General features: G+C 68.0%; 24 protein-coding genes. 20 read left to right on the plus strand and 4 right to left on the minus strand.

The features are described from left to right. Positions 1-23 precede the first annotated feature (23 nt). The gene (gene hisD, locus AC3WOH_RS13540) at positions 24-1406 is read left to right on the plus strand and encodes a histidinol dehydrogenase (RefSeq protein WP_492229842.1); all 1383 of its coding nucleotides are present in this window, start codon (positions 24-26) and stop codon (positions 1404-1406) included. A 13-nt stretch (positions 1407-1419) separates the two neighbouring features. On the opposite strand, the gene AC3WOH_RS13545 is transcribed toward hisD, so the two are convergent. After that, positions 1420-1797, minus strand: a complete 378-nt coding sequence (locus tag AC3WOH_RS13545) for a DUF2917 domain-containing protein (protein WP_184859753.1) — start codon at positions 1795-1797, stop codon at positions 1420-1422. A 153-nt stretch (positions 1798-1950) separates the two neighbouring features. On the opposite strand from AC3WOH_RS13545, the gene AC3WOH_RS13550 reads away from it, so the two are divergent. From AC3WOH_RS13550 to AC3WOH_RS13590, 9 genes are read left to right on the plus strand one after another with little or no spacing between them, the layout of a single operon-like run. After that, the gene (locus AC3WOH_RS13550; protein ID WP_492229843.1) at positions 1951-3402 is read left to right on the plus strand and encodes an aminotransferase-like domain-containing protein; all 1452 of its coding nucleotides are present in this window, start codon (positions 1951-1953) and stop codon (positions 3400-3402) included. Positions 3403-3450: 48 nt separating this feature from the next. Further along, positions 3451-3675, plus strand: coding sequence for a CopG family transcriptional regulator (locus AC3WOH_RS13555; RefSeq protein WP_492229844.1), 225 nt, complete (start codon positions 3451-3453; stop codon positions 3673-3675). Then, positions 3672-4130, plus strand: a complete 459-nt coding sequence (locus AC3WOH_RS13560; RefSeq protein WP_492229845.1) for a PIN domain-containing protein — start codon at positions 3672-3674, stop codon at positions 4128-4130. Before AC3WOH_RS13555 ends, AC3WOH_RS13560 begins: the two co-directional genes overlap by 4 nt. Beyond that, complete coding sequence (gene hisC, locus AC3WOH_RS13565; RefSeq protein WP_492229846.1) at positions 4127-5239, plus strand: histidinol-phosphate transaminase; 1113 nt, start codon at positions 4127-4129, stop codon at positions 5237-5239. Before AC3WOH_RS13560 ends, hisC begins: the two co-directional genes overlap by 4 nt. Further along, positions 5236-5871 carry an imidazoleglycerol-phosphate dehydratase HisB gene (hisB, locus tag AC3WOH_RS13570; RefSeq protein WP_184859763.1) on the plus strand — a complete coding sequence of 212 codons (636 nt, stop codon included), beginning with the start codon at positions 5236-5238 and terminating at the stop codon, positions 5869-5871. Before hisC ends, hisB begins: the two co-directional genes overlap by 4 nt. Positions 5872-5929: 58 nt before the next feature. Beyond that, a complete protein-coding gene (hisH, locus tag AC3WOH_RS13575; protein ID WP_492229847.1) occupies positions 5930-6598 on the plus strand; it encodes an imidazole glycerol phosphate synthase subunit HisH in 669 nt (222 codons plus the stop codon). A gap of 60 nt (positions 6599-6658) precedes the next feature. Next, positions 6659-7399 (plus strand): 1-(5-phosphoribosyl)-5-[(5-phosphoribosylamino)methylideneamino]imidazole-4-carboxamide isomerase, encoded by a 741-nt coding sequence (hisA, locus tag AC3WOH_RS13580; RefSeq protein ID WP_492229848.1) that lies wholly within the window; start codon positions 6659-6661, stop codon positions 7397-7399. 23 nt (positions 7400-7422) lie between these two features. After that, on the plus strand, positions 7423-8223 hold the full coding sequence (gene hisF, locus AC3WOH_RS13585; protein ID WP_492229849.1) for an imidazole glycerol phosphate synthase subunit HisF: 801 nt from the start codon (positions 7423-7425) through the stop codon (positions 8221-8223). Then, the gene (locus AC3WOH_RS13590; protein WP_492229850.1) at positions 8220-8804 is read left to right on the plus strand and encodes a hypothetical protein; all 585 of its coding nucleotides are present in this window, start codon (positions 8220-8222) and stop codon (positions 8802-8804) included. Before hisF ends, AC3WOH_RS13590 begins: the two co-directional genes overlap by 4 nt. Positions 8805-8836: 32 nt before the next feature. On the opposite strand, the gene AC3WOH_RS13595 is transcribed toward AC3WOH_RS13590, so the two are convergent. Both AC3WOH_RS13595 and AC3WOH_RS13600 read right to left on the minus strand, forming a co-directional pair. Next, a complete protein-coding gene (locus tag AC3WOH_RS13595) occupies positions 8837-10804 on the minus strand; it encodes a sensor histidine kinase (RefSeq protein ID WP_492229940.1) in 1968 nt (655 codons plus the stop codon). Between the two features lie 16 nt (positions 10805-10820). Continuing rightward, a complete protein-coding gene (locus tag AC3WOH_RS13600) occupies positions 10821-11510 on the minus strand; it encodes a response regulator (RefSeq protein WP_184859773.1) in 690 nt (229 codons plus the stop codon). 165 nt (positions 11511-11675) lie between these two features. Between AC3WOH_RS13600 and AC3WOH_RS13605 the strand changes: the two genes are divergently transcribed. The 9 genes from AC3WOH_RS13605 (at position 11676) to tatC (ending at position 17749) form a co-directional block, all read left to right on the plus strand. Continuing rightward, positions 11676-13334 (plus strand): RCC1 domain-containing protein, encoded by a 1659-nt coding sequence (locus tag AC3WOH_RS13605; protein WP_492229851.1) that lies wholly within the window; start codon positions 11676-11678, stop codon positions 13332-13334. 117 nt (positions 13335-13451) lie between these two features. Beyond that, complete coding sequence (hisI, locus tag AC3WOH_RS13610; RefSeq protein ID WP_184860008.1) at positions 13452-13850, plus strand: phosphoribosyl-AMP cyclohydrolase; 399 nt, start codon at positions 13452-13454, stop codon at positions 13848-13850. A 4-nt stretch (positions 13851-13854) separates the two neighbouring features. After that, entirely contained in the window at positions 13855-14232 is a 378-nt protein-coding gene (locus AC3WOH_RS13615) for a phosphoribosyl-ATP diphosphatase (protein WP_492229852.1), read from the plus strand. Beyond that, a complete protein-coding gene (locus AC3WOH_RS13620) occupies positions 14229-14615 on the plus strand; it encodes a DUF4870 family protein (protein ID WP_492229853.1) in 387 nt (128 codons plus the stop codon). Before AC3WOH_RS13615 ends, AC3WOH_RS13620 begins: the two co-directional genes overlap by 4 nt. Next, positions 14608-15648 (plus strand): patatin-like phospholipase family protein, encoded by a 1041-nt coding sequence (locus AC3WOH_RS13625; RefSeq protein WP_492229854.1) that lies wholly within the window; start codon positions 14608-14610, stop codon positions 15646-15648. The genes AC3WOH_RS13620 and AC3WOH_RS13625 overlap by 8 nt, the downstream gene beginning before the upstream one ends. Positions 15649-15690: 42 nt before the next feature. Further along, the gene (locus AC3WOH_RS13630; RefSeq protein ID WP_492229941.1) at positions 15691-16047 is read left to right on the plus strand and encodes a histidine triad nucleotide-binding protein; all 357 of its coding nucleotides are present in this window, start codon (positions 15691-15693) and stop codon (positions 16045-16047) included. Positions 16048-16153: 106 nt separating this feature from the next. Further along, the gene (gene tatA / locus AC3WOH_RS13635; protein WP_184859783.1) at positions 16154-16396 is read left to right on the plus strand and encodes a Sec-independent protein translocase subunit TatA; all 243 of its coding nucleotides are present in this window, start codon (positions 16154-16156) and stop codon (positions 16394-16396) included. A gap of 22 nt (positions 16397-16418) precedes the next feature. Next, positions 16419-16880, plus strand: coding sequence for a Sec-independent protein translocase protein TatB (gene tatB, locus AC3WOH_RS13640; protein WP_184859785.1), 462 nt, complete (start codon positions 16419-16421; stop codon positions 16878-16880). Positions 16881-16945: 65 nt separating this feature from the next. Beyond that, on the plus strand, positions 16946-17749 hold the full coding sequence (gene tatC, locus AC3WOH_RS13645) for a twin-arginine translocase subunit TatC (protein ID WP_492229855.1): 804 nt from the start codon (positions 16946-16948) through the stop codon (positions 17747-17749). Positions 17750-17872: 123 nt separating this feature from the next. On the opposite strand, the gene AC3WOH_RS13650 is transcribed toward tatC, so the two are convergent. Next, positions 17873-19030, minus strand: coding sequence for a S1C family serine protease (locus tag AC3WOH_RS13650; RefSeq protein ID WP_492229856.1), 1158 nt, complete (start codon positions 19028-19030; stop codon positions 17873-17875). Positions 19031-19340: 310 nt separating this feature from the next. Between AC3WOH_RS13650 and AC3WOH_RS13655 the strand changes: the two genes are divergently transcribed. Then, entirely contained in the window at positions 19341-20669 is a 1329-nt protein-coding gene (locus tag AC3WOH_RS13655) for an MFS transporter (protein ID WP_492229857.1), read from the plus strand. The last annotated feature ends 16 nt before the right edge of the window (positions 20670-20685 follow it).

Consider the following 20685-nt stretch of genomic DNA (forward strand, 5'->3'; position numbering starts at 1 on the left):
TCCCACTGCGACAAGAAAACGCCATGCAAGCCCAGCCCGTCCGCCTCCGTACCGACAGCGCCGATTTCGAAGCCGCCTTCCACGATCGCCTGCATTGGTCCGCCGACACGGACGCGGCCATCGAGCAGCGCGTGGCCGACATCCTGGCCGACGTGCAGGCCCGCGGTGACGCCGCGGTGCTCGACTACACGGCCCGCTTCGATGGCCTGGCCGCACCCGACATGGCCGCGCTGGAGCTCACCCAGGCCGATTTCAAGGCCGCCTTCGATGCCATTCCCGCCGCGCAGCGCGACGCACTGCAGGCCGCCGCCCGGCGCGTGCGCAGCTACCACGAAGCGCAGAAGAAGGCCTCGGGCGAGAGCTGGAGCTACCGCGACGAGGACGGCACCCTGCTGGGCCAGAAGGTCACGCCGCTGGACCGCGTGGGCATCTACGTGCCTGGCGGCAAGGCCGCCTACCCGTCGAGCCTGCTCATGAACGCCATCCCCGCCCACGTGGCCGGCGTGCAGGAGATCATCATGGTCGTGCCCACGCCCGTGCGCGGCAGCGTGGCGACCGGCGGGTCGGGCGCGCAACTGGCGTCCACCAAGGGCGAGCGCAACGAACTGGTGCTGGCCGCGGCCTATGTGGCCGGTGTCACGCGCGCCTTCACCATCGGCGGTGCGCAGGCGGTTGCGGCCCTGGCCTACGGTACGGCCACCGTGCCCAAGGTCGACAAGATCACCGGCCCGGGCAATGCCTATGTGGCCAGCGCCAAGAAGCGCGTGTTCGGCACCGTGGGCATCGACATGATCGCCGGCCCCAGCGAAATTCTGGTGCTGGCCGATGGCAGCACCCCGGCCGACTGGGTGGCCATGGACCTGTTCTCGCAGGCCGAGCACGACGAGCTGGCCCAGAGCATCCTGCTGTGCCCCGATGCTGCCTACCTCGACGCCGTGCAGCAGGCCATCGACCGCCTGCTTCCCGCCATGCCGCGCGCCGAGATCATCGCCAAGAGCCTGAACGGCCGTGGCGCGCTGATCCACACCCGCAGCATGGAAGAGGCCTGCGCCATCAGCAACCGCATCGCCCCCGAGCACCTGGAGGTCAGCAGCACCGATCCCCACCGCTGGGAGCCGCTGCTGCGCCACGCGGGCGCCATCTTCCTCGGGGCCTACACCAGCGAAAGCCTGGGCGACTACTGTGCCGGCCCCAACCACGTGCTGCCCACCAGCGGCACGGCACGCTTCAGCTCGCCGCTCGGGGTGTACGACTTTCAGAAGCGCAGTAGCCTCATCGAAGTGAGCGCGGCCGGCGCCCAGGTGCTCGGCACGGTGGCGGCGGAGCTGGCCTACGGCGAAGGCCTGCAGGCCCACGCGCGGGCGGCCGAGCTGCGGCTCACGCCCGTGCCGCCTGCACGGGGCTGAGCCCCCGCCGGCGTCAGGCGGCGCGCAACTGCATGCCGCCGGTGGCCGGAACGGCCGCCGGGCGGCTGGCACCGGGCTGTGCGCGGTGCAATGCCCAGTTCAGCAAGGCAGGGCGCTGGCCTTCGGCGCTCACGCGCAGCCGCACCGGGCCGGTGAACGACAGGCGCTGGCCGGCCTGCAGGAAGTAGTCTTCCAGCAGGCCGTCGCAGGTCACCCAGACACGGCCTTGCTCCACTTCCAGCAGGGCGGTCTCGCCCGCGCGGAATTCGAGCGTCTGCACGGCCTGGGGCGGTGGCAAGGGTTGGCGGTTCCACCGCAAGGCCAGGGCTTCGGGTCGTGGCAGCTGGACGGTGGTCGGTGGGCGGGGGCAGGGGGTAGGCAGGGTGTTCATGCCTTGTACTGTGCGCCGGCCCCGGCTGGCTCGCCAGCCACAGCCCGTGCCCAGCTGAAGCAGTACAGATGTGCGGCCGCAGGGGTCTGTGTTGTACGGAATGGCGCTCATCTGTATTGCCTGCTCTGCGGTGGGGCAGTACAGAATGGCACCATGGACGCCCAAGAGACCACGCCCCTGTACCTGCAGATCGCGGCCCAGCTGGCCGAACTGGTGCGCAACGGCACGCTCGCGCGCGGCGAGAAGATGCCTTCGGTGCGCGAGTTGGCACGCCAGCGCGGTGTGGCGCAGAGCACCGTGGTGCAGGCCTACCACTGGCTGGAGGACGCGCGCCTGATCACGGCGCGCCCGCGCTCGGGCTTCTTTGTCGCGGCGCGCCCTCTGAACCTGCCCGAGCCCACCATCCCGCGCCCGCTGCGCCGCCCGCGCGAAGTCTCGGTGGACTGGCTGGGCCAGCGCATCATGGGCCGCGCCCAGCCGGTGGACATGGTGTCCTTCAGCAGCGGCACGCCCGGGCCCGACATGCTCAACCCCGACCGCGTGCGCCGCGCCGTGGTGCGCGCCGTGCAACGCAACCGCCAGCTGCTGTGCACCTATCCCACCTCTGCAGGCCACCCGGAGGCGCGGCGTGCCCTGGCGCGTTACGCCGTGGCCCTGGGCTGCAGTCTGGACCCTGAGAACATCCTGGTCACCGGCGGCTGTATGGACAGCATCGCCCTGTGCCTGCGCGCCGCCACCCAGCCGGGCGATGTGGTGGCGCTCGAATCACCCACACACTTCTCTTTTCTCGAAGTGCTGCAGGGCCTGCACCTCAAGGCGCTGGAGATCCCCACGCACCCGCGCCACGGCATCTCGCTCGATGCCCTGCAGCTGGCCCTGGACACCCAGCCCGTCAAGGCGCTGATGGTCGTGCCCACGCTGAGCAACCCCCTGGGCAGCTGCATGCCCCAGCCCGAGCGCCGGCGCTTGGCGCAGATGGCCTCGCGCCATGGCATGGCCGTCATCGAGGATGCGATCTACAACGACCTGGCCGAATCCGACGAGATGCGCCGCACCGTCAAGTCCTACGACACCACGGGCCATGTGATGCTCTGCGATTCCTTCTCCAAGACCCTGGCGCCCGGCCTGCGCCTGGGCTGGGTCGAGGCCGGGCGCTGGACCGAGCAACTGCGCAGCATCAAGGACATGCAGGCCGGCGGCCAGTCGGCCGTTCTGGAGCTGGCGCTGGCCGACCTCATCAACCAGAGCGGCCATGCTGCCGCCATGCGCCAGCTGCGTGCGGCGGCCGCGGCCCGGCTCGACGAGGTGCGGGCCATCATTGGCGCGCATTTCCCGCCGGGCACGCGGGTCAGCGATCCGCCGGGCGGCATGCTGCTGTGGGTGGAGCTGCCGCGCGCACTCGATTCGGTGCAGTTGCACGAAGCCTGCCTGGCAAAGAACATCCTCGTCGCCCCGGGCACGGTGTTCAGCGCCAGCGGGCGCTTTCGCAACTGCCTGCGCATCGGCGTGGGCAGTGACTGGACCCCGGCCCACCTGGAGGCCTTGCGCACGGTGGGCGACATGGCCTGCCGGGTGCTGGAGGGAGCAGGGCGCAAAGCGGCCTGAAAATCACACGAACTTCGTGAAGCACGAAGTTCGTGTATTATTTGCCGTATGAAGAACGTCACCATCACCATGGACGACAGCGTCGCCGAATGGGTGCGCGTGGAAGCGGCCAAGCGCGGCAGCAGCGTCTCGCGCCTGCTGGGCGAATGGTTGGCCGAGAAGATGCGCCAGGAAGACGCTTACGCCCAGGCCATGCGCGAAGCCTTGGGCTTTGAGAGCTGGGGTGCGTCCAGCGGCCCCTATGTGCCGCGCGAGACTTTGTTCCGGCGATGAGCAGCGGCACCACCCCCCTCTTCGTCGACACCGAGCTGCTGCTGGCCAGCGTCGACGAGCGCGACTCTGCGCGCCAGGCCCGGGCGCGCGAATGGCTCACGTTCTGCTGGCAGACACGCAGCGGGCGCATCAGCTCCCAGGTGCTCAACGAGCTGTACAACCAGGCCATTCAACGCTTCGATGGCCCGCGCACCGTGCAGCTGGTGCGCGCCCAGGTGCGCCGCCTGCGCGTGTGGCTGCCGCCGCACCTCGATGCCTACACGGTCGATGGCGCCTGGGACCTGCAGGACCGCTACCGCCTGGGCTACTGGGACGCGCTCATCGTCTCCTCCGCCCACCAGCAGGGCTGCCGCTACCTGCTGACCGAGGCATTGCCGCACGACCAGGTGCTGGACGCCGTGCGCTGCATCAATCCTTTCCTTGTAGCCCCCAACGAACTGGACACCGCCGAATGACCACGACTGCAAGCCTTTCCGCCGCCCTCAACCGCATCCGTGCCGACGTGCGCGCCATGCACGCCTACGGTGTGCAGCCCTCCACGGGCATGCTCAAGATGGATGCCATGGAAAACCCCTTCCGCCTGCCGGCCCACCTGCAGGCGGCCCTGGGCCAGCGCCTGGGTGCACTCGCACTCAACCGCTACCCCGGCGAGCGCCTGAACGACCTCAAGGCCGCCCTGGCCAAGTACGCCGGCCTGCCCGAGGGGCACGGCATCGTGCTGGGCAACGGCTCGGACGAGCTCATCACCCTCTTGGCCCTGGCTTGCGCCCAGCCCGGCGCGCGCGCCACCATGCTCGCGCCCATGCCCGGCTTCGTGATGTACCCGCTCTCCGCGCAACTGCAGGGCCTGGACTTCGTCAGCGTGCCGCTCACGCCCGATTTCGAGCTCGATGAGCCCGCCATGCTGGCTGCCATTGCCCAGCACCGCCCGGCCATCACCTACATCGCCTACCCCAACAACCCCACGGCCACGCTGTGGGACGAGGGTGCCGTGCAGCGCATCGTCGACGCGGTGGGCGCGGTGGGCGGCTTCGTGGTGATGGACGAGGCCTACCAGCCCTTTGCCAGCCGCACCTTCATCGACCGCATGCGCGCCGAGCCTGAGCGCAATGCCCACGTGCTGCTCATGCGCACGCTCAGCAAATTCGGCCTGGCCGGCGTGCGCCTGGGCTACCTCATCGGCCCGGCCGCCGTGGTGGCCGAGATCGACAAGGTGCGCCCGCCCTACAACGTGAGCGTGCTCAACTGCGAGGCCGCGCTGTTCGCGCTGGAGCATGCCGACGTGTTCGCCGACCAGGCCGCCGAGTTGCGCGCCCAGCGCACGGTCCTGGTGCAGGCGCTCAAAGCCATGCCAGGCATCGAAAAGTGCTGGGACAGCGAGGCCAACATGGTGCTCGTGCGTGTGGCGGATTCCGCCACAGTCTACGAGGGCATGAAAAAGCGCAAGGTCCTGGTCAAGAACGTTTCTACAATGCACCCATTGCTGGCGAACTGCCTGCGCCTCACCGTGGGCAATGCCGACGACAACGCGCAGATGCTTGCCGCACTCCAAGCCTCCCTATGACTTCTTCTGCTCTCGTACCCTCCGCACCGGCCGACCCCTCGGCCGATCGCACCGCCGAGGTGAGCCGCAACACCGCCGAGACGCACATCACCGTGCGCCTCAATCTCGACGGCACCGGCCAGGCCAAGCTGCACACCGGCATCGGCTTCTTCGACCACATGCTCGACCAGATCGCGCGCCATGGCCTGATCGACCTGGAGATCGACTGCGATGGCGACCTGCACATCGATGGCCACCACACGGTGGAAGACGTGGGCATCACCCTGGGCCAGGCCTTCGCGCGCGCCGTGGGCGACAAGAAGGGCATCACCCGCTACGGCCACGCCTACGTGCCGCTGGACGAGGCCCTGAGCCGCGTCGTGGTCGACTTCTCGGGCCGCCCGGGCCTGCACCTGCACATCCCGTTCACGGCCGGCAGCATCGGCGGTTTCGACACCCAGCTGACCTACGAGTTCTTCCAGGGCTTCGTGAACCATGCGGGCGTGACCCTGCACATCGACAACCTCAAGGGCATCAACGCGCACCACCAGTGCGAGACGGTGTTCAAGGCCTTTGCCCGCGCGCTGCGCGCAGCGCTCACGCGCGACCCGCGAGCGGCCGGAACGATTCCGTCCACCAAGGGCAGTCTCTGATCCTCTCTCCCGCCAGGAAAAAAGGCCAGCATCGCTTTTGTCCCCTGCGTTGACAGCTATGAATATGGAAGCAAAAACCGTCGCCGTGGTTGATTACGGCATGGGCAACCTGCGCTCGGTGTCGCAGGCCGTGCAGGCCGCCGCGCAAGGCTCCGGCTGGACCGTGGTCGTCACCTCGCGCCCCGAAGACGTGCGCGCCGCCCAACGCATCGTGCTGCCGGGGCAGGGCGCCATGCCCGACTGCATGCGTGAGCTGCGCGATTCGGGCCTGCAGGAGTCCGTGCTGGAGGCCGCGGCGCAAAAGCCGATGTTCGGCGTCTGCGTGGGCATGCAGATGCTGCTGGACCACAGCGCCGAGGGCGATACCCCCGGCCTGTCGCTGATTCCCGGCGAGGTGCGCAAGTTCGACCTGGCCGGTCGCACCCAGCCCGATGGCAGCCGCTTCAAGGTGCCGCAGATGGGCTGGAACCAGGTGCGCCAGGTGGCGCACGCGGGTGCCGTTCATCCCGTCTGGGCCGGCGTGCCCGATGGCAGCTACTTTTACTTTGTGCACAGTTTCTACGCGCGCCCGCAGAACGCGGCCCATTGCGCGGGCGAGACCGACTACGGCGGTGTATTCGCCGCGGCGATTGCACGCGATAATATTTTTGCCACGCAGTTCCACCCCGAGAAAAGTGCGGAGCACGGCCTGGCGCTGTACCGCAATTTCCTCCACTGGAATCCCTGAAACCTCCAACCACCCTGTTCGGGCCGAGCCCTGCCTCGCCCTTTTCCACCCGAACCCACCATGCTGCTCATCCCCGCCATCGACCTCAAGGACGGCCACTGCGTACGCCTCAAGCAAGGCGATATGGACCAATCCACCACCTTCGGTGAAGACCCTGCCGCCATGGCGCGCAAGTGGCTGGAGGCCGGCGCGCGCCGCCTGCACCTGGTGGACCTGAATGGCGCCTTTGCCGGCGTGCCCAAGAACTTCAGCGCCATCAAGTCCATCCTCAAGGAAGTGGGCGAGGACATCCCGGTGCAGCTCGGTGGCGGCATCCGTGACCTGGACACCATCGAGAAATACATCGATGGCGGCCTGCGCTACGTGATCATCGGCACCGCGGCCGTGAAGAACCCTGGTTTCCTCAAGGACGCCTGCAGCGCCTTCGGCGGCCACATCATCGTCGGCCTGGACGCCAAGGACGGCAAGGTTGCGACCGACGGCTGGAGCAAGCTCACCGGCCACGAGGTGGTCGACCTGGCCAAGAAGTTCGAGGACTGGGGCGTCGAGTCCATCATCTACACCGACATCGGCCGCGACGGCATGCTCTCGGGCATCAACATCGACGCCACCGTCAAGCTCGCGCAGTCGCTGAGCATTCCTGTGATCGCCTCGGGCGGCCTGTCCAACATGGCCGACATCGAGCAGCTGTGCGCGGTCGAGGGCGAGGGCGTCGAGGGCGTCATCTGCGGCCGCGCCATCTACAGCGGCGACCTCGATTTCACCGCCGCCCAGGCGCGCGCCGACGAACTGAATGGATAAGCCCCTGCGGGGCCGTTGACCACATGCTTGCCAAACGCATCATCCCCTGCCTGGACGTGACCGGAGGCCGCGTGGTCAAGGGCGTCAACTTCGTCGAGCTGCGCGACGCGGGCGACCCGGTCGAGATCGCCGCGCGCTACAACGCGCAGGGCGCGGACGAACTCACCTTCCTCGATATCACCGCCACCAGCGATGGGCGTGACCTGATCCTGCCCATCATCGAAGCCGTGGCCAGCCAGGTGTTCATTCCGCTCACCGTGGGCGGTGGCGTGCGCACCGTGGCCGACGTGCGCCGCCTGCTCAATGCAGGTGCCGACAAGACCAGCTTCAACTCGGCCGCGATCGCCGACCCCGACGTGATCAATGCCGCATCGGACAGGTATGGCGCGCAGTGCATCGTGGTGGCCATCGACGCCAAGCGCCGCTCCGACGAGGACGCGCAGCGCGCCGGCGCCGACGGCAAGCCGGTGGGCCCCGGTTGGGACGTGTACAGCCATGGCGGTCGCAAGAACACCGGCCTGGACGCTGTGGCCTGGGCCACCGAGATGGCGCGCCGCGGTGCGGGCGAGATCCTGCTGACCAGCATGGACCGCGATGGCACCAAGGCCGGCTTCGACCTGGCGCTCACGCGCGCCGTGAGCGATGCGGTCAGCGTGCCCGTGATCGCCTCAGGCGGCGTGGGCAACCTCGACCACCTGGCCGATGGCATCCAGCTCGGTGGCGCCGACGCGGTGCTGGCCGCCAGCATCTTCCACTACGGCGAGTACACCGTGGGCCAGTCCAAGCAGCACATGGCAGGGCGTGGCATCCCTGTGCGCCTGTGAGGCAGCCTTGCGCGCTGGCCTTGGCGGCCGCCATGGCGCTGGGCGCCGGCTTTGCTGCAGCGCCAGCCGCTGCGCAGCAGGTGCCGGCCCCCTCCTATGCCCGCGGCTATTTCGACCGCCTGCCCTGCGTGGACCGCATCGGCCGCTGCTTTGACGCGACCATCGGCGGCAAGGCCGTGCAGGTCATTGCCGACAAGGCCGAGTTCGACAAGCTCAAGACCCTGCTCAAGGAATTGAACGACAACGTGCGCGATGTCTACTGGATCGTGCGCGAGCCCGTGGATGGCAAGGTGGCGCTCGATGTGCTCACGCGCCCCAACGCCATGGGCCTGCCCCATGTGGGCGAAGAAAAGGAAGAGCCCGATGTCACGGTCTACGCGCTCGATGGCCAGGACCTGGACAGCGAGCCCGAGATGGTGGCGCGCCAGGATGTGCGGGTCAACGGCCAGCCCGTGGTCACACAGCAGGAAACGCTGACGCAGGACTTCCTGCCCCCGGGCCGCTACGCCATGGCCATCAAGTACCTGGGGCGCAAGAACTGGGACCGCAAATGGGTGTTCCTGACGGTCGCCCAGCCTTGATGCCTTGAGCGGGCTGCGGTGGGCCACCACGCCTACGCGGTCGGCCAGCGCGAAGGCCTGAAGCCCTCTGCTGCCGGGGGCGGGCCTTGCAGCGGCAGCCACAGCTGCACCACGGTGCCGCCCCGGTCACCCAGAAAGATGCGCGCACGGCCGCCGAGCTGGCGCGCGCGCTCCTCGATGTGGCCCAGTCCGCGGCCCTGGTGACCTTCGGGCCGGGCCTGCAGCCCGTGCCCATCGTCCTCGATCTGCACGCACACCCCCGGTCCCGCATCCCGCGTGGCCGACAGCGTGACATGGGCCGCCCCGGAGTGCTTGACCACGTTGGCCAGCGCCTCCTGCACGATGCGCAGCACATGCAGTGCGGCCGGGGCGTCCAGCCAGGGCAGGGGCGGCAGATCGTCCATGTGCCAGTGCAGGGTGATGCCGCCCTGGGCGAGGCGGTGGCCCACGCGCTGGCGCAAGGTGGCCAGCAGGGTGGTCAGGTCCTGGTCGATGGGTTCCATTGAATCGATGGTCAGGCGCAGGTCTTCCAGGCACTCGCGCAGCACCTGGGCCATCTCGCTCTGCGACAGGCGGCCCTGCTCGATCTGGCCCAGGGACGACACCAGCATGGCACCCAGGCCATCGTGCATGTCGCGCGTGAGCCGCTGGCGCTCGGCCAGGCGCACGCGCTCGCCCTCCACTTCGGCCAGCAGGGCGAAGTTGCTCTGCAGCGCGCGCTGCTGCTCCGCCAGCTTGTCCTGCAGCACCTGGGCTGCGCCCTCCGCATGCTCCAGCGCACCGATGTAGCGCCGGTTCACGGCATACAGAAAAGCGCCCAGCACCAGCACCATGGCGTAGGGCATGAGGTACAGGCTTTCGGGGGAAATGCGCAGCTGCAGCAACGCCAGGTCGTGCACGCCGAGCACCAGGCAGATGCACAGCGCCACGGCCAGCACCCGCAACTCGCGGCTGCCGCGCCAGGCCGACCAGGTGATCAGCAGGGTCACGCCCATCGCCACCAGCGTGTTGGCGGCATGCAGCAGCAGTGGCGTGTCCAGCGCCCAGGGCAGGAACGGCATGGAGACGGCCGAGACCAGCAGCGCAAAGCCCAGCAGCAGGCGCTCCACCGAGGGAAAGCTGCGCGTCGCGAAGCGCAGCGAGAACAGGTAGACCAGCAGCATGACCCAGGTCATCGAGGCATCGGTGGCCCACCAGAACCAGCGCAGGGCATCGAGGTTCTGGGGCAGCTCGATACCGTAGTGCAGGTTGCGAAACCACCAGGCCAGCGAGGCGAGACCGAAGTACAGGTAGGCCGTGTCCTGGCGGCGGCGCCACCAGAAGGCCAGCGAGAACAAACCCAGCATGACCAGCGTGGTGCTGGCTGCCAGGGGCACGGTGACGACCCAGCGCTGGCGCGCCGACCACAGGGCCTGGACCTCGGGCTCCGGCCCCATCCACAGGCGGCTCAGGGCATAGCTGCCATCGGCGCGCGGTGGCAGCGCGAGGAACAGGCGGCAAGGGCCCGGGGATTGGGAGGCGGCACCGGGCAGGCGCAGCAGGATGGGCTGGTTCCACTGCGAAGGCCAGGCCGGGCTGTTGTCCAGCAACTGCCGCGTGCCCTGTGCGGTTCGCAGCCAGACCTGCAGGGGGCCGCCGTTGACGCGCGGCAGGTACAGGGCCAGGGTTTCCTGTGCGACGGGCGCAGGGCATGCGGTGCGGTACCAGACCGTGGGCCAAGGCAGGTTGACGGCGGCGCGCGTGGTCGGGTCGCGCTGTACCGCCTGCGGCAGTTCCACCGGCAGCCAGTCCCCTGGTGCAGCGTCTGCAGGCGGGCCGATGGAGGGCTCGGCGCCTGGTGCCGGCGCCCAGCGCTCCACGCGTGTCACCGCCATGGTGTCGCCGGCCTCGGTGCCGGCGGCCTGGGCCGGCACAGACCCCAGGGCCAGGCTGGCGGCCACGATCCAGCGCAGGCCCTGCCGGCATGCCGCTCTTGGGCGTGAAGGGCGGGCCACGGGCATCACGGGGCCGCGGCCTTCAGTCGCCCATCAGCCCGCGCTTGCGGGCCTCGTAGACCGCCTCCGCGCGGGAATGCACCTGCAATTTGCGGTAGCTGCGCTTGACATAGGTGAGCACGGTTTGCTGGGTTACGCCCATCATCTGCGCGATCTCGCGGTAGCTGTAGCCCTTGGCGGCCATGCCGAGCATCTCGCATTCGCGCTCGCTGAGCAGGCCCGCGTCGGCTTCGCTGGCCGATGGATCGAGCGCACTGGCCTGCGGGCGCTGGCGCGACAGGCCCGCAGGGGCGAGCCGGGTCAGCAGGCGCCGCGCGATCACGGGGCTGATGGGGCTGCCGCCGGCATGCACGGCGCGCACCATTTCGGCCAGGTCCAGGGCCGGCGTGTCCTTGAGCACATAGCCCGTGGCGCCGGCCGCCAGCGCCTGCATGACATGGGCCTCGTCGCCGAACACGGTGACCACCACCACCTCGCAATGGGGTGCGACATCGGCGCTGCGCGCAATCACCTCGATGCCGTTGAGGTCGGGCAGCCCCAGGTCCAGCAGCAGCACCTGGGGCTGGTGCCGCGCCAACAAGGCCAGGCCCGAGGCCGCATCACCGGCGGCGCCCACCAGGCGCAGGTCGGGCGCGGCGGCAATGCTGTCGCACAGGCGCTGCCGGAAGGGCGGGTCGTCCTCGATCACAAGCACAGAGAGCAAAGCGGACATGGATGGGCGGGCCTCGGAAAAGCGCGGCGGTGCATTTCATGATACGCGGCGCCCGCTGTCACAGCTGCTTGCACTTGAACCGTTTTGTCCCGCGTTCGAGGGACAGACGCTTGCCGTCCCGGCCGGAAGAATCCAGGGCATCCCATCCACCGCAGGAGTTGTTCCATGTCTGGCCTTTTTCTTCGAACCATCGTGCTGGCGGGCGCTCTGGTCGGTCTCTCGCACCCGGCCGCCGCGGCCATTCCGCACATCGTCATCGGCGACTACCACATGCTGCTGCTCAACGCCGACGGTAGCGTCACGTCCTGGGGGCGCGGCGACTCCGGACAGTTGGGCCGGGGCCAGGCCGACCGCAACAACCCGGCGCCCGCGAAGATCGCGGCACTGGGCAACGATGTGGTGGCCGTGACCGCCGGCGGCGCGCTGTCGGCCGCCGTGAAGTCCGATGGCACGGTCTGGGTCTGGGGCAATGTCTCCGACGGCCTGATCGGCTCCAACACCTCGGGCGGGCAGTTCCGCTACGAGCCTGTGCAGGTGCCGGGTCTTTCCGGCATGGTCTCGGTGCTGGCCGCGACCAACGGCTACTCGCTCTATGCCACCGACGGCAATGGCCAGATCTGGGCCTGGGGATACGACAATGGCTATGGCAACCTGGGGCTGGGCCCGGGGGCACCCCAGCACCGGGGGCAGCCGCTGCCCGTGGCGGGTGCCACCGGCATCGTGCAACTGGCCGTGACCGGCACGCAGATGATCGGCCGCCGCCAGGACGGCAGCCTGATCGGCTGGGGCAGCAACAGCGCCCGTGACAACCCGCTGCAGGCCGTCACTTCCTCCACCGACCCGCTGGGGGTGACGGCCCTCAAGCCCAACGGGCTGTCGTTCATCGACGCCACTGCCACGGGCAACGCGGCTGGCCTGTACTACGGCATCAAGAACGGCCAGGCGCTGGCCTGGGGAGATACCAACAGCGGCATGCTGACCTGCGGCCAGGAGAGCGCGCTGACGGCGGCCCAGCCCTACACCATCAAGAACCTGTCCAACCTGCGCCAGATCGCCGCGGGCGGTGGTGCTGCGCTGTTCGTGGACGGCGCCGGCGCCGTGTTCGCCTGCGGCCAGGGGGATCGAGGTCTTTTGGGCGATGGCACCACGGTGTCCACCAAATGGGATTCGGTGCCGGCCAATGCCAAGGCGGGCCCGGTGCGGGTGCAGGGCCTGCCGGGCCCGGTGTCCTACGTCTTCACGGGCGCCTTCGCCGCGGCGGCGCTCATGCCCGATGGCGCGGTCTACACCTGGGGTCGTACCGATGGTGGCGTGCTGGGCAATGGCGTGACCACCGCCAACGGGGTCGTGAGCACGCCCACGCGCATCGCGCTCAATGCAGGGGTGGACAACAGCGGCAACCCGGGCAACGTCGGCAACCCGGGCGGCACGAATCCGGGCACCGGCACGCCGGCACCGGGCACCGAGCCGGCCTTCAGCACGGCCCAGAGCGGCCCGCTGAACAACCTCACGGCCAAGGCCGGCATCACCCTGCCGGCCTCCCACGCGGGCCAGCCCGGCGCCATCTTCCTGGCCCTGCTGCTGCCCGATGGGCGCCTGCTCATGCTCGATGGCGCGACGTCCAGCTTCGTTCCCGCCATGGCGGCCCTGTACACCGGGGCGCTGCCGGTGTCGGCCCCGGTGCTCGACATCCGTGGCATGGACCTGAGCACCCTGGCGGGCAGCAACATCTACCTGGGCTATGGCCTGGGGGTCAATTCCCTGGCCGCGCTCTACGAGATGCTGCGTGCGGGGCGCTATTCCAACGTCCTGACACTGCGCTGAGCGCTACCGCGCTGCCCGGCCCGAGCACCGCCTGCACCCTGCAGGTGGCGCTCGGGCCTTTGGCCATTTCGGGGCCGCCAATGCCCTGCCTGGGGTCGGTCATTCAAATCGCCGACAATCCGGGCCATGAACTGGCTCAACGAAGTGAAATGGGATGCGCAGGGCCTGGTGCCCGTGATCGCGCAGGAGCAGGGCACGGGCGACGTGCTGATGTTTGCCTGGATGAACCGCGAGGCGCTGGAAAAGACCGCCGAACTCGGCCGGGCCGTGTACTTCAGCCGCTCGCGCGGCAAGCTGTGGTTCAAGGGCGAGGAATCGGGCCATGTGCAGACGGTGCACGAGATCCGCCTGGACTGCGACAACGACGTGGTGCTGCTCAAGGTGACCCAGCTGGGCCATGCGCCCGGCATCGCCTGCCACACGGGCCGCCACAGCTGCTTCTTCAGCGTGCTCAAGGACGGGGCGTGGACTCCCGTCGATCCGGTCTTGAAAGACCCCGAATCCATCTACAAATAAGACCATGAGCTCCAACGATTCCCTCGCTCGCCTGGCCGCCGTCATCGAGAGCCGCAAGCCCGCCAACGGGGGCGACCCCGAGAAGAGCTATGTCTCGCGCCTGCTGCACAAGGGGCCCGATGCCTTTCTCAAGAAGATCGGCGAGGAGGCCACCGAGGTGGTCATGGCCGCCAAGGACGTGGACCATGGCGCCGACGCCAGCAAGCTGGTCTACGAGGTGGCCGACCTGTGGTTCCACTCCATGATCGCGCTGGCCCACTATGGCCTGTCGCCCGCCGACGTGGTCACCGAGCTCGAGCGCCGGGAGGGCACCAGCGGCATCGAGGAGAAAGCCCTGCGCAAGGCCGTTGCGCGTGCAGCCCACGAGGAAGGATCTCCATGAGCGACATCATCGACGTGCGAACCAATGACCAGAAGGCCGAGGGCCTCAAGAACATCGGCTGGGTCAGCTATGTGCTGCACCTGATCGTGGCCCTGGGCGCCGTGCTGCCAGGCACGCAGGCCAGTGCCTTGCTGCTGATCATTGCCCTGGTGATCGACCTGGTCAAGCGCGGCGATGCCATGGGTACCTGGCAGGAAAACCATTTCTCCTGGCGCATCCGCTCGGTGATCTGGGCCGGGGTGCTGTATGCCGTGACCGCGGTCCTGTGGCTGTTCTTCATCATTCCCGGCTGGATCGCCTGGGGCCTCATCTCGCTGTGGTTCCTGTACCGCATCGTGCGCGGCATGCTGGCCATGAGCAAGAACCAGGCGGTGGATGCCTGAATCCCACGCACCGCGGCGCCTGAACCTGGCGCTGCAGGGCGGGGGCTCGCACGGCGCGCTGACCTGGGGCGTGCTCGATGCCTTGCTCGAAGACGGGCAGTGGCAGCTCGATGGCATCAGCGGCACCAGCGCAGGGGCCATGAATGCCGTGGCCCTGGCGCATGGTTTTGCCCAGGCGGCGCAGGCCCACAAGGACCCTGTGGAGGCCCGTGCCGCTGGCTGCGCCCTGGCGCGTGAGTCCCTTGCGCGGCTGTGGGAGGGCGTTGGATCGCTGGGCAGCCTGACCTGGGGCACGCCCCTGTCGGCGGCCAACCCGCTGATGGGCATGATGGCCCAGTGGTTCTCGCCCTACCAGACCAATCCGCTGGGCTTCAACCCGCTGCGCCAGTTGCTCGAGCGCGAAGTCGATTTCGGCCTGCTGTGCTCGGCGCGTGCCAGCATCGAGAGCGTGGTGCCCCAGGTGTTCGTGTGCGCCACCAATGTGCGCACGGGGCGCGGCGAGATCTTCTCGGGCCCGCGCCTGAGTGCCGACGCCGTGATGGCCTCGGCCTGCCTGCCCATGGTGTTCAAGGCCGTGGAGATCGATGGCGAGCACTACTGGGACGGCGGCTACTCGGGCAACCCGGCGCTGCACCCGCTGATCTACCAGACCGAGACCTCGGACATCCTGCTGGTGCAGATCAACCCCATCGAGCATCTTTCCGTGCCGGACAACGCGCACGAGATCATGGAGCGCATGAACGAGGTGACCTTCAATGCCAGCCTGCTGGCCGAGCTGCGTGCCATCGAGTTCGTGCGCCGGCTGCTGGCCGAGGGCAGGCTCGATGCGCGGCGCTACAAGAACGTGCTCATGCACCGCATCGACGGGGGCGCGGTGCTCGCGCCCTTCGGAGCCGACAGCAAGGTGCGCGCCGACACCTCCTTCGTGCGCCAGCTGTTCGAGCTGGGGCGCAAGGCCGGCAAGAACTGGATGAAGGCGCACCGCAAGGACGTGGGTGTGCGCCCGAGCATCAAGATCACCGACAATGCGTGAATGAATGTGCCGCAAGGCAACCCCACCGCCTCTTTTTTCACCATGCACGACCCGAACTGCCTTTTCTGCAAAATCATCGCAGGCCAGATTCCTTCGAAGAAGGTCTATGAGGACGAGGAGGTCTTTGCCTTCCACGATATCCACCCCTGGGCTCCTGTGCATTTCCTCATGGTTCCGAAGGAGCATGTCCCTTCCATGGCGCAGGTGACCGAGGCGCATGCCGGTGTGCTGGGGCGCATGATGGCGCTGGCACCCAAGCTGGCCCTGGAGCAAGGCTGCAATCCCTATCCGGAAGGCGGTTTTCGCATCGTGGTAAACACGGGGCTTGAAGGCGGGCAGGAGATCCACCACCTGCACATCCATGTGATGGGCGGCCCCCGCCCGTGGCTCAAAGGCTGACGCGAACTGACGCTCCACGCCGATAGACCCCTGCACCGAAGCAGGGTGTGTGAACTCCGGTCACGGCCGGGGTCTAAAATGATTGCAATACGTTAGGAGATATTCCATGGGCTCTTTTTCCATCTGGCACTGGCTGATCGTGCTGCTGATCGTCGTCATGGTCTTCGGCACCAAGAAGCTCAAGAACATGGGTTCCGACCTCGGGGGCGCCGTCAAGGGCTTCAAGGACGGCATGAAGGACGGCTCCACTGCGGACAGCGGTGCGGTCAACCCCCCGGCAGGCCAGGTGGCCAACAGCCAGGCGGCCGACAAGACCACCATCGACGTCGAAGCCAAGCAAAAGAGCTGATCGCTGAGCGGACGCCTGCTTCATGATCGATATTGGCCTGTCCAAGATGGCGCTGATCGGCGCCGTGGCGCTGATCGTCATCGGCCCCGAGAAGCTGCCGCGCGTGGCCCGCACGGTGGGCACCCTGCTGGGCAAGGCGCAGCGTTACGTGTCCGACGTCAAGGCCGAGGTCAACCGGTCCATGGAGCTCGATGAGCTGCGCAAGATGAAGGACACGGTGGAGGGGGCGGCACGCGATGTGCAGCAGTCCATCCAGACCGGCGCCAGCGAGTTCGAGAAGGACTGGGCGGCTGCCACGGACATGAGCACCCCCGAGCCGTTCGAGCCGGCGGTGGTGGTGCCGGCGTACAAGCACCCGGGCAAGAACTGGCGGCTCAAGCGCGGAGCCACGCCCCAGTGGTACAAGTCGCGCAGTGGCGTGCGTACCAAGGCGCAGTCCGGCGCAGCACGCGTTGCCCGCTACCGGCCCCAGAAATTCCATTGACGATGCCGCGCCGCACTTCCCGTGCGCGCGGCATGGGCGCGCCCCACGCCCTCTGAAAATCCAACATGTCCGAAACTCCCTCCAAAGAAGACGAGCTGGCCGGTACCGAGCAGCCGTTCGTGCAGCACCTGATGGAGCTGCGCGACCGCCTGCTCAAGGCCATTGTCGCCATCGCCATTGCGGCGGCGATCCTGTTCTTCTTTCCCGGCCCTGGCGCGCTGTACGATTTTCTGGCCGCCCCGCTGGTGGCGCACCTGCCCAAGGGGGCCACGCTGATCGCCACCTCGGTGATCTCGCCCTTCATGGTGCCGCTCAAGATCCTGCTGATGTCGGCCTTCCTGCTGGCGCTGCCCTTTGTGCTGTGGCAGGTCTGGGCCTTCGTGGCGCCGGGCCTGTATTCGCACGAGAAGAAGCTGGTGCTGCCGCTGGTGATCTCCAGCACCCTGCTGTTTTTCGTGGGCGTGGCGTTTTGCTACTACTTCGTGTTCGGCCAGGTGTTTGCCTTCATCCAGAGCTTTGCGCCCAAGAGCATCACGGCCGCGCCTGACATCGAGGCCTACCTGAGCTTCGTGCTCTCGATGTTCCTGGCCTTCGGCCTGGCGTTCGAAGTGCCGATCGCGGTGGTGGTGCTGGCGCGCATGGGCATCGTCAGTGTGGAAAAACTCAAGAGCTTTCGCGGCTACTTCGTTGTGGCGGCCTTCGTCGTGGCGGCGGTCGTGACGCCCCCGGACGTGGTCTCGCAGCTCGCGCTGGCTGTGCCCATGTGCATCCTCTACGAGATCGGTATCTGGGCGGCGCAGATCTTCATCAAGCACACCAAGGCGCCTGAAGAGACCGACGAAGCGGCTTCGTCATCGTCGTCATCCTGAGCTTCGCAATCGATGGATCTGCCGCCTCGGAAGGCGGCGCAAAAAAAAGCAACTGCCGCACGCCGCGCCAGTTGCTTTTTTCATGGTCTGTGAGCGCAAGCCAGGCGCTGCCAGCCTGCTTGCCTACCTTCGAACGTTGCGCTGGGGGCGGGGGCGCACACCGGGGGTGATGTTCAGCTCCACCAGGGCATCGGCCCGCTTCACGTTGAAGGGGGCTGCGGTGCCGGGCTTGAGGGCCGCCACGGCGCTGAGCAGCTCGGAGACATTGCCCACGTTCTTGCCATCCACCTTCACGATCACGTCGCCCGGGCGCATGCCGGCCTGGGCGGCGGGGCCGTCCTGCAGCACGCCGGTGATGATCACGCCTTCGGAGGCCTTCACGCCGAAGGTTTCGGCGAGTTCGGGTGAGAGTTCATTGGGCTCCACGCCGATCCAGCCGCGCGTGACCTGGCCGTCCTTGACGATGCCGTCGAGCACCAGGCGCGCCGTGGACACCGGGATCGCGAAACCGATGCCCATGCTGCCGCCCGAGCGCGAGTAGATGGCGGTGTTGATGCCCAGCAGGTTGCCATTGACGTCCACCAGGGCGCCGCCGGAGTTGCCGGGGTTGATGGCGGCGTCGGTCTGGATGAAGTTCTCGAAGGTGTTGATGCCGAGCTGGGTGCGGCCCAGGGCACTGACGATGCCGCTGGTCACCGTCTGGCCCACGCCGAAGGGGTTGCCGATGGCCAGCACCTGGTCGCCCACATCCAGGGTGTCCGAGTTGCCCAGCACGATCACGGGCAGCTTGTCGAGCTCGATGCGCAGGATGGCCAGGTCGGTCTCGGGGTCGGTGCCGATCACGCGCGCCCGGGCACGCCGGCTGTCGGTGAGCGTGACCTCGATCTCGTCGGCGCCTTCCACCACGTGGTTGTTGGTGAGGATGTAGCCATCGGGGCTGATGATCACGCCGCTGCCCAGGCCGGCCTGCTGCTGCTGGCCGCCCTGGTCGCCGAAGAAGAACTGGAACCATGGGTCGTTGCTGCGCGGGTGCCGCACGGCCTTGCTGGTGTTGATGCTCACCACGGCAGGCGCTGCCTTGCGCGCGGCAGCGCTGAAGCTGCCTGCGGCCGGTTGTTGGCTGGCTGCTGCGGTGTTGGCGGGGGCTTCGATCAAGGCGATGCCTGCACCCGAGCGCACGGTGCCACGCCCCAGCCAGCTGGGCTGCAGGGTGGCAACAACAAAGTAGGCGGCAACGAACACGGTCACAGCCTGGGAAAACAGCAGCCAGATGCGCTTCATGGGGAGGGGGCCAAGGGGACAATCGGGACGCCATTGTGCGCCATCGTCCATGGAGCGCTGCCGCGCAGTCCCCTGGCCTCGACATTGGCGGCTGGGGGCTTCTCGGATGGCGGCGGCAGTATCCTAGGGAAAACCCTAGAATGGTGGCACGACTGCCCCGCTGCCTGTGTTCTCCCGTGGCCCGCTACCCGCCTGGCCGCCCGCGACAATCTCCCCCATCCGGAAACTGCCGACGAACGATGGCCTGCGGCATGCCACCGCTGCCGCCGCACCCGCAGTCCTGTGCACGCAATTTCTGGAGCTTTTCCCCATGACCTCGATCACCGCGGTGGATGGCGCGTCCGCGTCCGCCGGCACGCCCCACCGTCCCCTGAACCGCAGCGACTACCAGACCCTGGGCCTGTCCGCACTGGGCGGGACGCTGGAGTTCTACGACTTCGTCGTTTTCGTCTTCTTTGCCAACGTCATCGGCTCGCTGTTCTTTCCGGCCGACATGCCCGAATGGATGCGCCAGCTGCAGACCCTGGGCATCTTTGCCGCCGGCTACCTGGCGCGCCCGCTGGGCGGCATCGTGATCGCCCACTATGGCGACAAGCTGGGCCGCAAGAAGATGTTCACGCTGTCCATCTTCCTGATGTCCGTGCCCACCCTGGTCATCGGCATTCTGCCCACCTATGCCACCATCGGCATCGCCGCGCCACTGCTGCTTTTGGCCATGCGCGTGCTGCAGGGGGCGGCCATCGGTGGCGAAATGCCGGGCGCCTGGGTGTTCGTGGCCGAGCATGCGCCGGCCCGCAACTACGGCTTTGCCATCGGCACGCTGACCTCGGGCATCACCGGTGGCATCTTCCTGGGCTCCATTATGGGCGTGTGGCTCAACACCACCTACAGCCAGGCCGAGGTGCATGACTGGGCCTGGCGCATCCCCTTCATCCTGGGTGGCGTGTTCGGCCTGGTCTCGGTGTACCTGCGCAAATTCCTGGAGGAGACCCCCATCTTCCGCGAGATGCAGGCGCGCAAGGCGGCCGACCGGGAGTTGCCGCTCAAGACCATCCTGCGCGACCACCGCGAAGCCTGCGTGCTCGTGGCGCTGATGACCTGGGTGCTGTCCACGGCCGTGGTGGTGGTGGTGCTGTTCACCCCCTCCTACCTGCAGAAGGTGTTCCACATCGTGCCCGCAGCTGCCATGAAGGCCAATGCTGTGGCCACGGTGACGCTGACCATTGGCTGCGTGTTCTGGGGCTGGCTGTCCGACAAGGCCGGCACCCGCACGGCCATGGTGCTGGGCTGGGGCGGCATGACCGCCACCGCCTACCTGTTCTACCTGGGCCTGCCGGGCACCGGCACTTCGCTGGTTGGGTCGTATGCCCTGGTGGGCTTCTTCGTTGGCAGCATCTCGCTGCTGCCCGTGGTGGGCGTGCGTGCCTTCCCGGCGCCCGTGCGCTTCACCGGCCTGTCCTTTGCCTACAACATGGCCTACGCCGTGTTCGGCGGCCTCACGCCCGTGCTGATTTCCACCTGGCAGCAGGTGGACCCGCTGGCGCCGGCCCATTATGTGGCCGCCATGGGCGTGCTGGGCGCGGCCATCGGACTGCTGTGGCCGCTGGCCACCAAGGGCTGGCAGCCGTCCAGAACCTGAGGGTCTTGGCACAATC

The sequence above is a fragment of the Acidovorax sp. FW305-C-20-28 genome, assembly GCF_058783375.1.

Coding starts and splice junctions, on each gene's coding strand:
- hisD (WP_492229842.1), top strand. CDS start 24: ATGCAAGCCCAGCCCGTCCGCCTCCGTACCGACAGCGCCGATTTCGAA.
- AC3WOH_RS13545 (WP_184859753.1), bottom strand. CDS start 1,797: ATGAACACCCTGCCTACCCCCTGCCCCCGCCCACCGACCACCGTCCAG.
- AC3WOH_RS13550 (WP_492229843.1), top strand. CDS start 1,951: ATGGACGCCCAAGAGACCACGCCCCTGTACCTGCAGATCGCGGCCCAG.
- AC3WOH_RS13555 (WP_492229844.1), top strand. CDS start 3,451: ATGAAGAACGTCACCATCACCATGGACGACAGCGTCGCCGAATGGGTG.
- AC3WOH_RS13560 (WP_492229845.1), top strand. CDS start 3,672: ATGAGCAGCGGCACCACCCCCCTCTTCGTCGACACCGAGCTGCTGCTG.
- hisC (WP_492229846.1), top strand. CDS start 4,127: ATGACCACGACTGCAAGCCTTTCCGCCGCCCTCAACCGCATCCGTGCC.
- hisB (WP_184859763.1), top strand. CDS start 5,236: ATGACTTCTTCTGCTCTCGTACCCTCCGCACCGGCCGACCCCTCGGCC.
- hisH (WP_492229847.1), top strand. CDS start 5,930: ATGAATATGGAAGCAAAAACCGTCGCCGTGGTTGATTACGGCATGGGC.
- hisA (WP_492229848.1), top strand. CDS start 6,659: ATGCTGCTCATCCCCGCCATCGACCTCAAGGACGGCCACTGCGTACGC.
- hisF (WP_492229849.1), top strand. CDS start 7,423: ATGCTTGCCAAACGCATCATCCCCTGCCTGGACGTGACCGGAGGCCGC.
- AC3WOH_RS13595 (WP_492229940.1), bottom strand. CDS start 10,804: ATGCCCGTGGCCCGCCCTTCACGCCCAAGAGCGGCATGCCGGCAGGGC.
- AC3WOH_RS13600 (WP_184859773.1), bottom strand. CDS start 11,510: ATGTCCGCTTTGCTCTCTGTGCTTGTGATCGAGGACGACCCGCCCTTC.
- AC3WOH_RS13605 (WP_492229851.1), top strand. CDS start 11,676: ATGTCTGGCCTTTTTCTTCGAACCATCGTGCTGGCGGGCGCTCTGGTC.
- AC3WOH_RS13615 (WP_492229852.1), top strand. CDS start 13,855: ATGAGCTCCAACGATTCCCTCGCTCGCCTGGCCGCCGTCATCGAGAGC.
- AC3WOH_RS13620 (WP_492229853.1), top strand. CDS start 14,229: ATGAGCGACATCATCGACGTGCGAACCAATGACCAGAAGGCCGAGGGC.
- AC3WOH_RS13625 (WP_492229854.1), top strand. CDS start 14,608: ATGCCTGAATCCCACGCACCGCGGCGCCTGAACCTGGCGCTGCAGGGC.
- AC3WOH_RS13630 (WP_492229941.1), top strand. CDS start 15,691: ATGCACGACCCGAACTGCCTTTTCTGCAAAATCATCGCAGGCCAGATT.
- tatA (WP_184859783.1), top strand. CDS start 16,154: ATGGGCTCTTTTTCCATCTGGCACTGGCTGATCGTGCTGCTGATCGTC.
- tatB (WP_184859785.1), top strand. CDS start 16,419: ATGATCGATATTGGCCTGTCCAAGATGGCGCTGATCGGCGCCGTGGCG.
- tatC (WP_492229855.1), top strand. CDS start 16,946: ATGTCCGAAACTCCCTCCAAAGAAGACGAGCTGGCCGGTACCGAGCAG.
- AC3WOH_RS13650 (WP_492229856.1), bottom strand. CDS start 19,030: ATGAAGCGCATCTGGCTGCTGTTTTCCCAGGCTGTGACCGTGTTCGTT.
- AC3WOH_RS13655 (WP_492229857.1), top strand. CDS start 19,341: ATGACCTCGATCACCGCGGTGGATGGCGCGTCCGCGTCCGCCGGCACG.